Origin of the sequence: Skermanella sp. TT6 (assembly GCF_016653635.2) — a bacterium.
GTDB lineage: Bacteria > Pseudomonadota > Alphaproteobacteria > Azospirillales > Azospirillaceae > Skermanella > Skermanella cutis.
Genome location: NZ_CP067420.1, coordinates 5,376,506 through 5,391,250, shown reverse-complemented (window position 1 = coordinate 5,391,250; position 14,745 = coordinate 5,376,506). Strand labels below are relative to the sequence as shown.

Here is a 14,745-nt window from a genome sequence, read left to right as displayed (position 1 = left end):
TCGGCGGGATCCGGGCTTTTTTATTGCTGTATGTCGCTAAGACGAAAGTTAGGGGTGCTAGGCCATCCTCCCGTTGCAGAAAATTAACCCTTGGAGGCAAGACTGCGCATATCGGCATCTGCTGCCCAGGCGCCTAACAGGAAACCACGGAAACGGCCGTCCCCCGGCCGGGCCGTCGTTTTCCGCGCCGAAGGCGGCATCGGGTGCCAGTCCAAGGGAGTCTGATCACAGCGTTGATTGAGCTTCGAACCGCATGACGGGCAGTCACTCAGGATGCCTCAGCAGAAAAACTGAACTGAATCCAATCTCTCGCTGACTGCGAACGACTCTCAAAGATCTGCTGATTAACCGGGTATTAACCATCTCATGCAATCTTAGGGTGTCTGAACGGCCTATGAATCTTGTAATAGGCGGCTTGATGCGAGACTTCCTCGCTCCCCGGTTCGGCAGGACGAACGGTTCAAAGATACCTGTCACACCAGAAACCCGCAGGGTTTCGCTCAAACGAAGAGTCTAGGATGTCAATCAACCTGATTTCCAAGTTGTACATTGGGTACTTCGGCCGCGCCGGTGATCCGGGCGGCCTGGATTACTGGATGGGAAGGATGTCCGGCGAGGACGGCTCGCCGATGTCGCTCGCCGACATCGCGCAGAGCTTCTCCGTGCAGCAGGAAGCCACCGAGCAGTATCCGTTCCTGGCCGATCCCTCGGCCGACCCGGAGCCGTTCCTGCGTTCGGTCTACAAAAATCTCTTCAACCGCGACAGTATCGACCAAGGTGGCCTGGACTACTGGACGGGCAAGATCGCGGAGGGCCGTCCGATTGGGCTGATCATCATCGACATCATCAGCGGCGCGCAGGGCGCGGACGCCGTGATGGTCGAGAACAAGGCCCAGGTCGCCGCCTACTACACCGAGCAGTACAAGGCCCGCAAAGCCGAGTGGAACCTCAGCGACATCGACGCCGCCAAGGCGGTCCTGGACGGCGTCACCGACGACGCGGCTACCGTCGAGAGCGGCAAGTCGGCCGTCGACACCGCGATCACCGAGGATCTTCCCAGCTACGCGGTCAGCCCCGCCGCGCCTTCGGCCGATGAGGGCCAGTGGGTCACCTTCATCCTCGACACCACCAAGGTCGAGCCCGGCACCAAGATCGCCTATACCCTCACGGGTGTCAGCGCCGAGGACGTCGTTGGCGGCCAGCTGACCGGCGAGTTCACTGTCGGCGAGGACGGCAAGGCTTCCATCAATGTCGAGTTGGTCGCCGACCTTACGACCGAAGGCCCCGAGACCCTGACCATAACCCTGGACGGAATGGAGGTTTCCGCCTCCGCCACCGTCAACGATACCAGCATGACCCCGGGCAACGAAGGTCCGGTCGCCGGTGCTCCGGTGGTGCTCGACAGCACCCAGGAAGATGGCTCCGCGGTCATCTTCTCGAAGGAGCAGCTCCTCGCCAACGTGAAGGATGCCGAAGACGACGTCCTGTCGATCGTCGGGGTTTCGTATGACGAAGCCGCCGGCACGCTGGTGAAGATCGATGAGGATACCTGGAGCTTCACCCCGGCCGCCAACTACAACGGCACGGTCAGCTTCGAGGTGACCGTTTCCGACGGTGCGCACCAGACCGTCGCTTACGCGACCCTCCAGGTCGAATCGGTCAACGATTGGCCGGAGGCCAGCGGCCCGGTCACCTTCGACGCGATCCAGGAAGACACGACGCTCGTCATGACCGCCAAGCAGCTGCTGGCCAACGTGACGGATGCCGACGGCGATAACCTGATCGTCACCGACGTCGAGGTCGACACGGCCTTCGGCGATCTGACCAGGATCGATGAAACTACCTGGAGCTTCAAGCCGATCGCCAACTACAACGGCCCGGTCAGTTTCGTGGTGAACGTTTCCGACGGCGAGGACCAGATCGCGACGTCCGCGTCCGTGGAAATCATCCCGGTCAACGACGCACCTGTGTTCGCTGGCGTGGCCGATACGACCATCGTTCAGCGTGCCGCCAACGCGATCTTCGCCGGTGCCACAGTTTCCGACGCCGAGCAGAATTATGCGGGCGGCAAGCTGACCGTGTCGATCGCCTCCGGCGCCGCCGCGACCAACTTGGACGCGTTGACGATCGGCGACAGCAACGTCATCCTGACGGGCAACGCAGCCAACAAGTCGATCATCATCGACGCCGACGGCAATGCCGCGACGACGAAGGACCAGACCCTGATCGGCTCCGTCACCGGCGGTACCTACACGGTGGCCGATCCGTCGAAGGGCATCGAGGCCGGCTACAAGCCTCTGGTCATCACGCTGAACGACAAGGCCACCGACGAGCTGGTCTCCACCCTGCTGAAGAGCGTCAAGCTCTCGGCCGACACCGTCGCCGAGCGCACCGTGACGGTGACCGCCTCCGATGCTAACGGCGCCACGAGCTTGCTGTCTTCTGCGAAGATCGCGGTGACGGCTTCCAGCGCCCTGCAGCTGACCGGCCTCAGCGACGACGACCGCTCCATGCTGGTTGCGGATGAACCGGCGTCGATCGGCGGCGGCAACGCCTCGGCCAATCTGGTCGCCTCGGGCGTCCCGGTCGCGGGCTCCACGCTCAAGGTCGAGCTGTCCGGCACCTTCGATGCCTCCGACGTCCTCGCCCTGTCCGGCAACGGTGCCCGCGTCGTCAGCGGCTTCGTGCTTGTCACCGATGATTCGTCGGAGATCAACATCGGTACCATAACCGGCGGCCTGGCCTCACCGCTGCTGATCACCTTCAACGAGGACGCCACCGACGATCTGATCAGCACGCTGCTCCGGAACATCACCTTCGACGCCACCAACGGCGACGGCGACCGCAAGGTCACCTTCACGCTGACCGGTGCGGCTCCCGGCAACATCGCCACGGCCGAGGTGAACCTGGCGGTCGCCAGCGGCTTCCTGACCCTGACCGTGGGCGACGACACCAACACCACCTTCGCGGCTCCCGGCGTTTCGCCGACCGGCATCAACGTGTTCCAGGGCACTGTCGGCACGCTGAACTCCGGAGACGAGTTCTCCGGCGGCGCCTCGACCTCCGATCGCCTGGAAGTCACGCTGGGTAGTACCGTCGTATCGCCGATCATCAGCAAGGTCGAAGCGTTCGACCTGACCAGCAGCGCTGCCACCGGCGGGCTCGATTTCACCGACGTCTCCGACGTCAAGAGCGTCATGGTGCGGGGCGCCTTCGCCACCACCTTGGCGAACATCGGCGCCGGCGTCGCTACGGTGAACGCGGGACAAATGACCGCGGCGCTGACGGCGAGCTTCGCCGAAACTTCCGGTGACGTTTCGGTCATCGGCAGCACGGCCGACGACACCATCAGCTTCGGTGCTACCCTCAACAATGCCGACGTGGTCAACGGCGGCCTGGGCAACGACACAGTCAACGCCGATATCGACGGCCTGACCGCCGAGACCGGCGCGCTGAAGATCGCCAACGTCGAAACCGTCAACCTGTCCGCTACCGAAGCCGCTGCCACGGTCGACGCCTCCGGCATTACCGGCGAAGCGGGTTCGGTGAGGCTGAACGTCTCCGGCGATCAGGAAGTCACCCTGCTCAACGTCGGCCCGGCGGTCGGCTCTATCGTCAGCAACCAGATGATCGACGGGAAGCTGAACGTGTCCTTCGCCGCGGGTTCGGGCAATGTCTTGGTCACCGGCGGGAATGGCGACGACACCATGAGCTTCGGCACGACGCTCAACAATGCCGACGCGGTGGACGGCGGCGCCGGTGTGGACACCCTCAACGCGACGATCAACGGGCTGACCCTCGATTGGAACTCAGAGGCCGCATCGACGGGCCTGCTGAACATCGTGAATGTCGAAACGGTCAACCTGACCACCACGGGCGAAAACAGCCGGATCGTCTTGTTCGGCTTGGACACGGATGCGAAGGTCAATGTTTCCGGCAGCGCCAGCCTCAACGTCATCCTTGCGCCGGGCACCGACCTCGACGCGTCAGGTCTGACCGGCGAAGCTTCGCTGACCGCCACCTACTTCGGCACGCTCAACGATACCAAGGTCACCGGCTCCGGTAACGCCGACACGGTCACCGCCGTACTGTCCGGCATGATGGGCATCACCGATCTCCCGGATGTGGAGGTCTCCGGACCGGAAATCACCGGTGTCGAGAAGATCCGTCTCGCCATCGATGACAGCGCCGCTCTGGACGCCGGCAAGATCTCCGGCCCGGTCGTGTACGAGATCGCGGACCTCGATCAGATCGATAGCAATGACCTGATGGGCATCTCCGCTCCGTCGGGCCTGAGCATCGTCAACATCGGTACCGACGATGTCGAGGTGAACGCCGCCGGCTGGACGGGCAACGTCACCGGCTGGACCGAAGCCGGCCTCAAGGCCAACGCGTACTCGGGCCTGCTGTCCGTCGATTTCGGCAAGAACCTGTCCGAAGGCGACAAGGTCATCGGCTCCAAGACTGGGTTGACCTATGTCTCGGCGACCCTGGAGGACGGCCAGTCCTACTCGGCGACCTTGACCAACGTCGGCAACATCGCGCTGAACGTCGAGGGCTCCTCGACCGTGACCTTCGACGGTTCGAAGATCACCAGCACCGATCAGGGCCTTACGGACCTCCGCCTGTCGGACAGCATGGATGGTGAGGATCTCGCCTACTTCCAGGAAGCCAATACTGCGGCGCAGGATGCTCTGACTGCGGATTTGGTCGACGGCACCGATGCGGATCTGGACGGCGCGGTCACGGCTGCCCAGCAACTCCTGGACGCCGACCTGATCGACGGCACCGATGCGGATCTGGACGATGCGGTCACGGCTGCCCAGCAACTCCTGGACGCCGACCTGGTCGACGGCAGCGATGCAGATCTGGACGATGCGGTCACGGCTGCCCAGCAACTCCTGGACGCCGACCTGGTCGACGGCAGCGATGCGGATCTGGACGACGCGGTCACGGCTGCCCAGCAACTCCTGGACGCCGACCTGATCGACGGCAGCGATGCGGATCTGGACGATGCGGTCACGGCTGCCCAGCAACTCCTGGACGCCGACCTGATCGACGGCAGCGATGCGGATCTGGACGACGCGGTCACGGCTGCCCAGCAACTCCTGGACGCTGACCTGGTCGACGGCAGCGATGCGGATCTGGACGACGCATTCGTAGACGCTAAAGGCGCACTCGCGTCCTATGAGGCTCAGAACCCTGGTCCCTACGACCTTGATCCAGAGTGGCAGGCACTTAGCCAAGCCGTCATCGAAGCTCAGGGCGAGGTGACCGAGCGGAGCGACCTCCGTCGGGCTCTGTCCGAGGCTCAGGGCGAGGTGACCGAGCGGAGCGATCTCCGTCAGGCTCTGTCCGACGCTCAGGGCGAGGTGACCGAGCGGAGCGACCTCCGTCAGGCTCTGTCCGAGGCTCAGGGCGAGGTGACCGAGCGGAGCGATCTCCGTCAGGCGCTGTCCGACGCTCAGGGCGAGGTGACCGAGCGGAGCGATCTCCGTCAGGCTCTGTCCGAGGCTCAGGGCGAGGTGACCGAGCGGAGCGATCTCCGTCAGGCTCTGTCCGACGCTCAGGGCGAGGTGACCGAGCGAAGCGACCTCCGTCAGGATGTCACGGACGCCCAGAAAGCCCTAGACGACGCGACTTCGGCCAGCAAGAGCAGCATCGCGCTGGACAACCTGACTTCGACCGTCAAGGAGGTCGATGCCAGCGGCTTCCTCGGCAAGGTGTCGGCAACGCTGACCTACGTCGGCACTGCCACCGAGAAGGGCATCCTCAACGGTGGCCACAACGATGACATCCTGACCGGCGGCGCAGGCCAGGACATCATCAGGGGTGGTGCCGGTAACGATGTCATCAAGGCTGGTGCCGGAAACGACATCATCACCGGCGGTACGGGCGTCGATGAACTCACGGGTGGAGCGGGCAGCGACACCTTCGTGTTCAGCTCCGAAGATACCGGTGCAGGCGTCGGCAACCGGGACGTGGTCTTCGACTTCACCATCGGTCAGGACAAGATCGACCTGCAGTCGGTCGAAGGGGTGGCTCGGTTCACCGATCTCGATATCTCGGTAGGAAGCAACACGACGATCGTCGCCTGGACCGAGATGTCGGGGGATAACAAGCCGATGGTCCACGAGATCGAACTCGTCGGCAACATCACCCTGTCGGCCAACGACTTCATCTTCGGCGGCAGCAACCCTCCGTAACCCCGCCCCTCCACAAGGCGGAAACCGGAACTACCGCGGGGTCGCTTAGGCGGCCCCGCACCGAAGACGACGATCACAGACGGCAAGGGGCCGGCCCGCGAGGGCCGGCCCTTTTCCATGTCGCCGCCGCCCCATCCATTCCCCGAAGAAACCAACCTGCCGACCAGGGGTTACCCAGACTGATACCGCAGTTCCGAGGTGACCTCATGCAGCGCGACAGGCAGGGCAGGGGGCGGCCGTTCGTCCCGATGGCGATGGCCATACTCCTATTTCTCATGGGCCTCGCCCTGACGGGCGGAGGCGTCTGGCTGATCGCGCTGGGCGGTTCCTGGTTTTACGCCATCGCCGGGGTGACCCTCCTGATCTCCGGATTCCTTCTGTTCAGGAGGAACCCGACGGCGCTCCGGGTCTACGCCCTGCTGCTCCTGGGCACGCTGGCCTGGTCCCTGTGGGAGGTCGGATTCGACTGGTGGCCGCTGGCGGCGCGCGGCGCCGTGTTCGTCGTCGTCGGCCTGCTCCTGTTGCTGCCTTGGGTGACCCGCCCCCTCGGCGGCCGTACCGGCACCGCCTCCCTGCCGCTGGCGGCGTCGCTCGCCGTGGCGGTCGCCGTCGCGGCCGTGTCCTGGTTCACCGATCCCCACCGGATCGAGGGGACCGCCCCGGAGCCCCGTGCCGAAGCCCCGGCCGACGCGGCCACCGATACACCCACCGGCAAGCCCGACGTCCCGCCCGGCGAATGGCACGCCTACGGCCGCACCGACTATGGCCAGCGCTATTCCCCGCTGGACCAGATCACCCCGGCCAACGTCTCACAGCTCCAGGAAGCCTGGACCTACAATACCGGCGACATCCGCGGACGGCCCGGCGATCCGGAGGAGACCACCTTCCAGGTCACCCCGCTGAAGATCGGCAACCGCCTGTTCCTCTGCACGCCGCACCAGAACGTGATCGCCCTGAACGCCACCACCGGCGAGGAGATCTGGCGCTACGATCCCGAGATCCGCGGCGACCTGGCGCTCCAGCACCTGACCTGCCGCGGCCTGTCCTACCATCCCGCCTCCGAGGAGACGGCGGCCCCGGCTCCCGCCTCGCCCGCCCCGGCCGAGCCCGAGGACTCACCCGTCCCGGACATGCCGGTCGCGGCCAACACCGCGCCGGAAACCGCCGACAACTGCCCCGCCCGGCTGTTCATGCCGACCGCCGACGGCAGGCTGATCGCCCTCAGCCCCGAGGACGGCGCGATCTGCACCGCGTTCGGCGGCGGCACCGGCCAGATCGACCTCTGGCGCAACATGCCCAACGTCAAGCCGGGTTCCTACTACTCGACCTCCCCGGTGGTGGTCACCCGCGACCTGATCATCGTCGGCGGCACCGTCCTGGACAACGTCTCGGTCAACGAGGCCTCTGGCGTCATCCGGGCCTTCGACGTGAACACCGGGAATATCGTCTGGGCCTGGGATTCCGGCGATCCGGAGGATACCGCGCCGCTCCCGCCGGGGCAGACCTACACGCCCAACTCGCCCAATTCCTGGTCGATCTCCGCCGTGGACGAGGATCTGGGCCTGGTCTACATCCCCCTGGGCAACCAGCCGCCCGACCAGTGGGGCGGCGACCGCAGCCCGGCGGTGGAGCGGTTCTCGTCCTCCGTCGTCGCCCTCGACCTCGCGACGGGGCAGGTGCGCTGGAACTTCCAGACGGTCCACCACGACCTGTGGGACTACGACGTGCCGTCGCAGCCCAGCCTGATCGACCTGACGGTCGCCGGGCAGACGGTGCCGGCCCTGGTCCAGCCGACCAAGCAGGGCGATCTCTATGTGCTCGACCGCCGCACCGGCGAGCCGATCCTGCCGGTGACCGAGCAGCCGGCACCCCAGGGTGCCGCCGAGGGCGACCATACCGCCCCGACCCAGCCGGTCTCGGCGCTCTCCTACGACCCGCCGCCGCTGGGCGGCCGGGACATGTGGGGCGCCACCCTGTTCGACCAGCTCGCCTGCCGCATCCAGTTCCACCGGCTGCGCTACGAGGGCCGCTACACTCCGCCCTCCACCCAGGGCTCCCTGATCTACCCCGGCAATTTTGGCGTGTTCAACTGGGGCAGCGTCGCGGTCGATCCCCGGCGCCAGATCGCCTTCACGACGCCCGCCTATCTCGCCTTCGTCTCGCAGCTGATCCCGCGCGAGGACGACACGACGCTCTATGTCCAGGGCGAGAACCGGCCGGAATACAGCCTGCCGGCGCTCAACGAGAATTTCGGCGCGCCTTTCGCGGTCAAGCTGGCCCCGTTCGTCTCCGTCCTCGGGCTGCCCTGCCAGGCTCCCCCGTGGGGCTACATCTCGGCGGCGGACCTGACCACCGGCGAGATCCTCTGGATGCACAAGAACGGCACGGTCCGCGACGCCTCGCCCCTGCCGCTGCCCTTCAGGATGGGCGTGCCCAGCCTGGGCGGCCCGATGATGACGGCCGGCGGCGTCGCCTTCCTGTCGGGCACCATCGACTATTACGTGCGCGGCTACGACGTGACCACCGGCGAGCAGCTTTGGGAAAGCCGCCTGCCGGCCGGCGGCCAGGCGACGCCCATGACCTACCTGGGCGAGGACGGCCGCCAGTATCTTCTGGTCGCCGCCGGCGGCCACGGCTCGCTGGGCACCAAGGCCGGCGACGCCGTCATCGCCTACGCGCTGCCCCGGCAATAGCGCGGCCCTTCCTCCCGCCGCGGCGAGCTCCGGCTCCCGCGGCATCGGGGCGCTCCTCCGGAGTTAATCCAGTAATGCAATTGATAGTGAGTTGCATTTAAACCGTTCAGTCCCTAAGAGTTCGCCCGGCCAACAATGACAGGCAGGGAGAAGTTCGATGAAAAGCCCCGGGTCCGGGCCTCGGCCCCGGCCGGCGCCTCACCGCACCGTGATCGGCAGCGTCCGGTCCCGCCGGTGACCCTCCGCCTCCGAATCCTCAGAAGCCTCCTGGCGCCCCTGGCCGTCCTGGCCGCGCTCGCGGCCACGCCCGCCGCGGCGGGCGACGGGCCGCCGCCCCCTCGCCGCGTCGTCGCGCTGGACTGGGGCCTCACCGACACCCTGATCGCTCTCGGCGTCCGGCCCCTCGCCGTGCCGGAGGCCAAGGTCTACGACATCTGGGTCGGCGGTCCGCCCCTCGATCCCGGCGTCGTGGATCTCGGTCTCCGCCTGGAACCGAACCTGGAACTGCTCAGCACGCTCGCCCCCGACCTGATCCTGATCGTCGGGGAGCAGGAAAGCCTGCGCCCCCAGCTGGAGCGGATCGCCCCGACGCTGTCGCTGCCCACCTACACCCCCGACCACCGGCCCTGGGAGAACGCGGTCGAGGGCACCCGCAGGCTCTCCCGCCTGCTGCACCGCCAAGCTGCCGGCGAGGCGCTGATCGGCCGCGCCGAAGCCGCCTTCGCCGCCGCCCGGGCGCGCCTGAAGGTGGCGAACCCCCCTCCCGTCCTGGCCGTCAGCTTCATGGACGCGAGGCATGTCCGCGTCTATGGCCAGGGCAGCCTGGCGGAAGCCGTCCTGGAGAGCAGCGGACTGCGCAGCGCCTGGACGGGTCCGACCAACGCCTGGGGGTTCGCCACCGTCCCCATCGACCGCCTGTCCGTGCATCCCGACGCCAGCCTGCTGGTGATCGATCCGGTCCCGCCCGACGCCCGGCCGACCCTGTTATCGAGCCCCCTCTGGCGGAACCTGCCCGCCGTCGCGGCGGGCAGGACCGGGGTCATTCCGCCGCCGCTGGTCTTCGGCATGGTTCCGGCCGCCGCGCGCTTCGCCCGCATGCTGGCCGAAACCCCGGACCTCTTCCCCGCCGCTGCCCTCAGCGGCCCCCGATCGTATGGAGATGCCGGATCGGCCGGCCGGCCGCGGTAGCCTGGGCCGCCAGCACGATGCCCTGGGCGTCGATGCCGAAATGCCGGTACAGATCGGCGATGGTGCCGGTCTGGCCGAAATGCTCGACGCCCAGCGCCCGCGTCCGGTGGCCGTGGACCGATCCCAGCCAGCCCAGCGTCGCGGGATGCCCGTCGATCACCGTCACGATGCCGCAGTTGGACGGCACGCCGTCCAGCAGCCGCTCGATATGCGACCGGGCATGCACCAGCCCGCGCTCCCGCGCCCGCTGGGCGGCGCTCCAGCCGCCGTGCAGCCGGTCGGCCGAGGTGATGGCGAGCAGCCCCACGTCGCGCCGGTCCTCGGCCATCAGCCCGACCGCCTCGATCGCCTCGGGCGCGACGGCGCCGGTATAGGCCACCACCACCTGGCAGTTCGGCCCCGGCCGCCGCATCCAGTAGGCGCCGTCGATGATGTCCTGCCGAAGCTCCGGCGCCATGTCGCGGCCCGGCTGCTCCAGGGTGCGCGACGACAGGCGCAGGTAGACGGCGCCGCCGGTCTCGTCCCGCAGCCAGTTCCGCTCGTCCGGCTGCCCTTCGCCGTTCCGCTGCATGTAGTCGAAGGCCCAGCGCATGATGACGCCCAGCTCGTCCACGAAGGCCGGCTCGAAATAAGCCAGACCGTCCTGCGCCATGCCGACCAGCGGCGTCCCGATCGACTGGTGCGCCCCGCCTTCCGGCGCCAGGGTCACGCCGGCCGGCGTCGCCACCAGCATGAACCGGGCGTCCTGGTAGCAGGCATAGTTCATCGCGTCGGCGCCGCGGTAGATGAAGGGGTCGTACACCGTGCCGATCGGCAGCAGCCTTTCCCCGAACACCGAGTGCGACAGCCCCAGCGCCGACAGCATGGTGAACAGGTTCGCCTCGGCGATGCCCAGTTCGAAATGCTGCCCGTCGGGCGAGAAGTCCCAGCTGTATGTGGACGGGATGCGCTCCTTCTTGAACAGGTCGGCCATGGCCTCCTTGGCGAACAGCCCGCGCCGGTTCACCCACGATCCCAGGTTCGTGGACACCGTCACGTCCGGCGCCGTCGTCACGATGCGCTCCGCCAGCCCCTCCTTGGCCCGCCCCAGCTCGTTCATGATCAGCCCGAACCCCGCCTGGGTGGACAGCGCCTTCTGCGTCGGAACTTCCAGGGCCTCCGGAACCGGAACCACCGGCGCCGAATAGCGCCGCGGCCCCTTGGCGAAGAACGGCACCGTGTCCAGGAACGCCGACAGCCGGTCCTCGCCGATCCCCAGCCCCTCGAAGCGGTCCCACTCGTGCCCCGGCCGGATCTTCAGCCCATCGCGGAACGCCTCCATCTGCGCCGGCGTCAGCAGTCCCGCATGGTTGTCCTTGTGCCCCGCCAGCGGCAGCCCGAACCCTTTGACCGTATAGGCGATGAAGCACACCGGCCGGTCATGCCGGCGCGCCGCCTCGAAGGCTTCCAGCAGCGACGGCAGGTCGTGGCCGCCCAGGTTGCCCATCAGGTCCGCCAGCTCCCCGTCGGAGCGCCGCTCGATCAGCCGGGACACGGGTCCCTGGTCGCCCAGGTCGTCCATCAGCCGCCGGCGCCATGCGGCACCGCCTTGGAAGGTCAGGGCCGAATAGAGCTGGTTCGGGCAGGTGTCGATCCACTCCCGCAGCCGGTCGCCGCCCTCCTCGGCGAACGCCTCCCGCATCAGCCGGCCGTGCTTCAGGATCACGACATCCCAGCCGAAGTTGCGGAAGATGCCCTCCAGCCGCTCCCACAACCCTTCCCGGATCACCGCGTCCAGGCTCTGCCTGTTGTAGTCGACGATCCACCAGGTGTTGCGCAGGCCGTGCTTCCAGCCTTCCAGCAGCGCCTCGAAGATATTGCCCTCGTCCATCTCGGCGTCGCCGATCAGGGCGACCATGCGCCCCTCCGGGATCGAGGAGGCCCAGCCCCGGGCCTTCAGGTAGTCCTGCACCAGGGACGAGAACAGCGTCTGGGCGACGCCCATGCCCACCGACCCGGTCGAGAAATCGACGTCGTCCACGTCCTTGGTCCGCGACGGGTAGCTCTGCGCACCCTTGTAGCCCCGGAAATTCTCCAGCTTCTCGCGCGTCTGGTTGCCCATCAGATACTGGATCGCATGGAAGATCGGGCTGGCGTGCGGCTTGACCGCGACCCGGTCCTCCGGCCGCAGGGCCGCGAAATACAGCGCCGTCATGATCGTCGCCAGGGATGCCGACGAAGCCTGGTGACCGCCTACCTTCAGCCCGTCGAGGTTGGGCCGGACATGGTTGGCATTATGGATCGTCCAGGATGCCAGCCAGAGGATCTTGCGCTCCAACTCGCGCAGGCATTCGACGGTATCGGCATCGTGTTCGATGGTCGTTGAGTCAACCATTTTTGCTTCGCTTCCCAGGATGAGGACGGACCCTCACCATAACACCGGCGCCCGGGCAAATGGTTGCGAACTGCGCTGCCGCCTGCCATGCTTTTGGCACCCCATGCTACAACAAAGCATCTTTACGCCATCCCATGCCAAAACCCCGCCTCGACGCCATCGACCGGAAGATCCTCGCCCGCCTCCAGAAGGACGGCCGGATCGCCAACAACGACTTGGCCTCCGCCATCGGCCTGTCGCCCTCGCCCTGCCTGCGCCGGGTCAAGGCCCTGGAGGAGAGCGGGGTGATCCGAACCTACGTGGCGCTGGTCGATCCCTCGACCGTGGACCTTCCGGTAAACGTGTTCGTCAGCGTCACGCTGGAAAAGCAGATCGAAGAACGCCTCGACGCCTTCGAGGCCGCGATCATGCATAGGCCCGAAGTTCTGGAATGTTACCTGATGACGGGCGAAGCAGATTACCTGCTCCGCGTAGTCGTCCCCGACCTCGCGGCCTACGAACACTTCCTCAAGACCCACCTGACCCGAATACCCGGCGTCTCCAGCATCAAATCTAGCTTCGCGTTGAAACAGGTGCGCTACGAGACCGCATTGCCGCTCCATCACTTGCCTGCTTAAGTTCCAAGAGATTTTGGCCACAGATAACGGCGATGGGCTCAGATGGGTAACGATGAGCGGGATCCCCTGTCACATGCCGTGCTCGGGGCGGCGTTCGAGGTCGCCAATGTGCTGGGACATGGCTTCCTCGAAGCGGTCTATCGGCGCGCGCTGGTCGGCGAACTGATGCGGAGGAAGATACCTGTCCGCGAAGAAGTGGGATTCCCGATATTCTATAAAGGTGAAGATGTAGGGCGCTACATCGCCGACATCGTCGCAGACGACAGGATGATCATAGAATTGAAATGCGCGGACGCCCTGTCCCGCGCCCATGTCGCCCAGACGATCAACTACCTGAAGGCCAGCAACATCTCCACGGCATTGTTGCTCAATTTCGGCAAACCCAAGATCGAGTATCGCCGAATTATCTTATCGTCACCCATCTGAGCCCATCGCCGTTATCTGTGGCTCAACCCCTCTCAACCCCCCACAGCCCCCGCCTCCGTCATCCGCCGGATCTCCTCCTCGCCGAACCCGTGCTCCGCCAGCACCTCCGCCGTGTGCTCCCCGAACCTGGGCGCCGGCCCGAAGACACCGCCCGGCGTGTCGGACAGCTTGATCGGCAGTCCCAGCGCCTTGACCGCCCCGGCGACCGGGTGGTCGACCTCGACCACCATCTCCCGCGCCAGCGTCTGCGGATCTTCGTGCATCTCGGCGATCGACAGCACCGGCCCGGCCGGCACCCCGGCGGCGTTCAGCCGGTCCAGCCACTCGCCCGTCGTCCGCCGGCGGAAATGGACGGTCAGCCCTTCCACCAGATCCTCCAGGTTGTTCATCCGCCGCCGGTTGTCGGCGAACCTGGGATCGTCCAGCAACTCCCGCGCCTCCAGCACGTCCACCAGCTTCAGCCAGTTGGTCTGGTTCGCCGCGCCCACGTTGATCCAGCCGTCCGCCGTCTCGAACGCCTGGTACGGCGCGTTCAGCGGATGGGCCGACCCCATCGGCCCGGGGGAGACGCCGGTCGCGAAGCAGATCGCCGACTGCCAATAGGTGTGGACGATCCCCGCCTCGAACAGCGAGGTATCGACGAACTGCCCCTTGCCGGTCGAAGCCCGCGCCACGACGGCGCTGACCACCCCCAGCGCCGCCAGGATCCCCGCCGTGATGTCGGTCAGGGGCGCGCCCACCTTGACCGGCGGCCGGCCCGGCGCCTCGCCGGTAATGCTCATGATCCCGCTCATGCCCTGGGCGATCAGGTCGAAGCCGCCACGGTCGGCATAGGGGCCCGTCCGCCCGAAGCCCGACACCGCGCAATAGATCAGCCGGGGGTTTTGCTCCCGCAGGCTCTCGTATCCCAGCCCCAGCCGGTCCATGGTGTCCTGCCGGTAGTTCTCGATCACCACGTCGGCGTCCATCAGCAGCCGCTCCAGCGCCGCCTTGCCGTCCGCCGTCTTCAGGTCGATCGCGATGCCGCGCTTGTTGCGGTTCATCATCATGAAGGCGGCGGATTCGCCCTCGATGTCCGGCGGCAGGAACCGGCGGCTGTCGTCGCCGCCGGGGATCTTCTCCACCTTGATGACGTCGGCCCCCAGGTCCGCCAGGAACAGTCCGCACACCGGGCCGGCCATGATGTGGGCCAGCTCGACGACCTTGAGCCCCTTCAGCGGCCCCTTCCGATCAGCAAGCAT

7 protein-coding genes are annotated in these 14,745 nt (G+C 66.6%); 5 read left to right on the top strand and 2 right to left on the bottom strand.

All coding sequences use genetic code 11. The features are described 5' to 3' along the window. Positions 1 to 596: 596 nt before the first annotated feature. From IGS68_RS25085 to IGS68_RS25075, 3 genes are all read left to right on the top strand, one after another. Positions 597 to 6,206, top strand: a complete 5,610-nt coding sequence (locus IGS68_RS25085; protein WP_201075224.1) for a cadherin-like domain-containing protein — start codon at positions 597 to 599, stop codon at positions 6,204 to 6,206. Between the two features lie 206 nt (positions 6,207 to 6,412). After that, positions 6,413 to 8,899 (top strand): glucose/quinate/shikimate family membrane-bound PQQ-dependent dehydrogenase, encoded by a 2,487-nt coding sequence (locus IGS68_RS25080; RefSeq protein ID WP_247881069.1) that lies wholly within the window; start codon positions 6,413 to 6,415, stop codon positions 8,897 to 8,899. Between the two features lie 234 nt (positions 8,900 to 9,133). Next, a complete protein-coding gene (locus IGS68_RS25075; RefSeq protein WP_201075223.1) occupies positions 9,134 to 10,087 on the top strand; it encodes an iron-siderophore ABC transporter substrate-binding protein in 954 nt (317 codons plus the stop codon). Here the strand turns inward: IGS68_RS25075 and IGS68_RS25070 are convergent. Beyond that, positions 10,035 to 12,461 (bottom strand): transketolase, encoded by a 2,427-nt coding sequence (locus IGS68_RS25070; RefSeq protein ID WP_201075221.1) that lies wholly within the window; start codon positions 12,459 to 12,461, stop codon positions 10,035 to 10,037. The genes IGS68_RS25075 and IGS68_RS25070 overlap by 53 nt on opposite strands. 134 nt (positions 12,462 to 12,595) lie before the next feature. On the opposite strand from IGS68_RS25070, the gene IGS68_RS25065 reads away from it, so the two are divergent. Together IGS68_RS25065 and IGS68_RS25060 are read left to right on the top strand one after the other, a co-directional pair. Then, the gene (locus tag IGS68_RS25065; protein WP_201075219.1) at positions 12,596 to 13,078 is read left to right on the top strand and encodes an Lrp/AsnC family transcriptional regulator; all 483 of its coding nucleotides are present in this window, start codon (positions 12,596 to 12,598) and stop codon (positions 13,076 to 13,078) included. Positions 13,079 to 13,120: 42 nt separating this feature from the next. After that, entirely contained in the window at positions 13,121 to 13,504 is a 384-nt protein-coding gene (locus tag IGS68_RS25060; RefSeq protein ID WP_201075217.1) for a GxxExxY protein, read from the top strand. Positions 13,505 to 13,536: 32 nt separating this feature from the next. Here IGS68_RS25060 and IGS68_RS25055 read toward each other — a convergent pair whose 3' ends face one another. Continuing rightward, positions 13,537 to 14,745 (bottom strand): CaiB/BaiF CoA transferase family protein, encoded by a 1,209-nt coding sequence (locus tag IGS68_RS25055; protein ID WP_201075215.1) that lies wholly within the window; start codon positions 14,743 to 14,745, stop codon positions 13,537 to 13,539.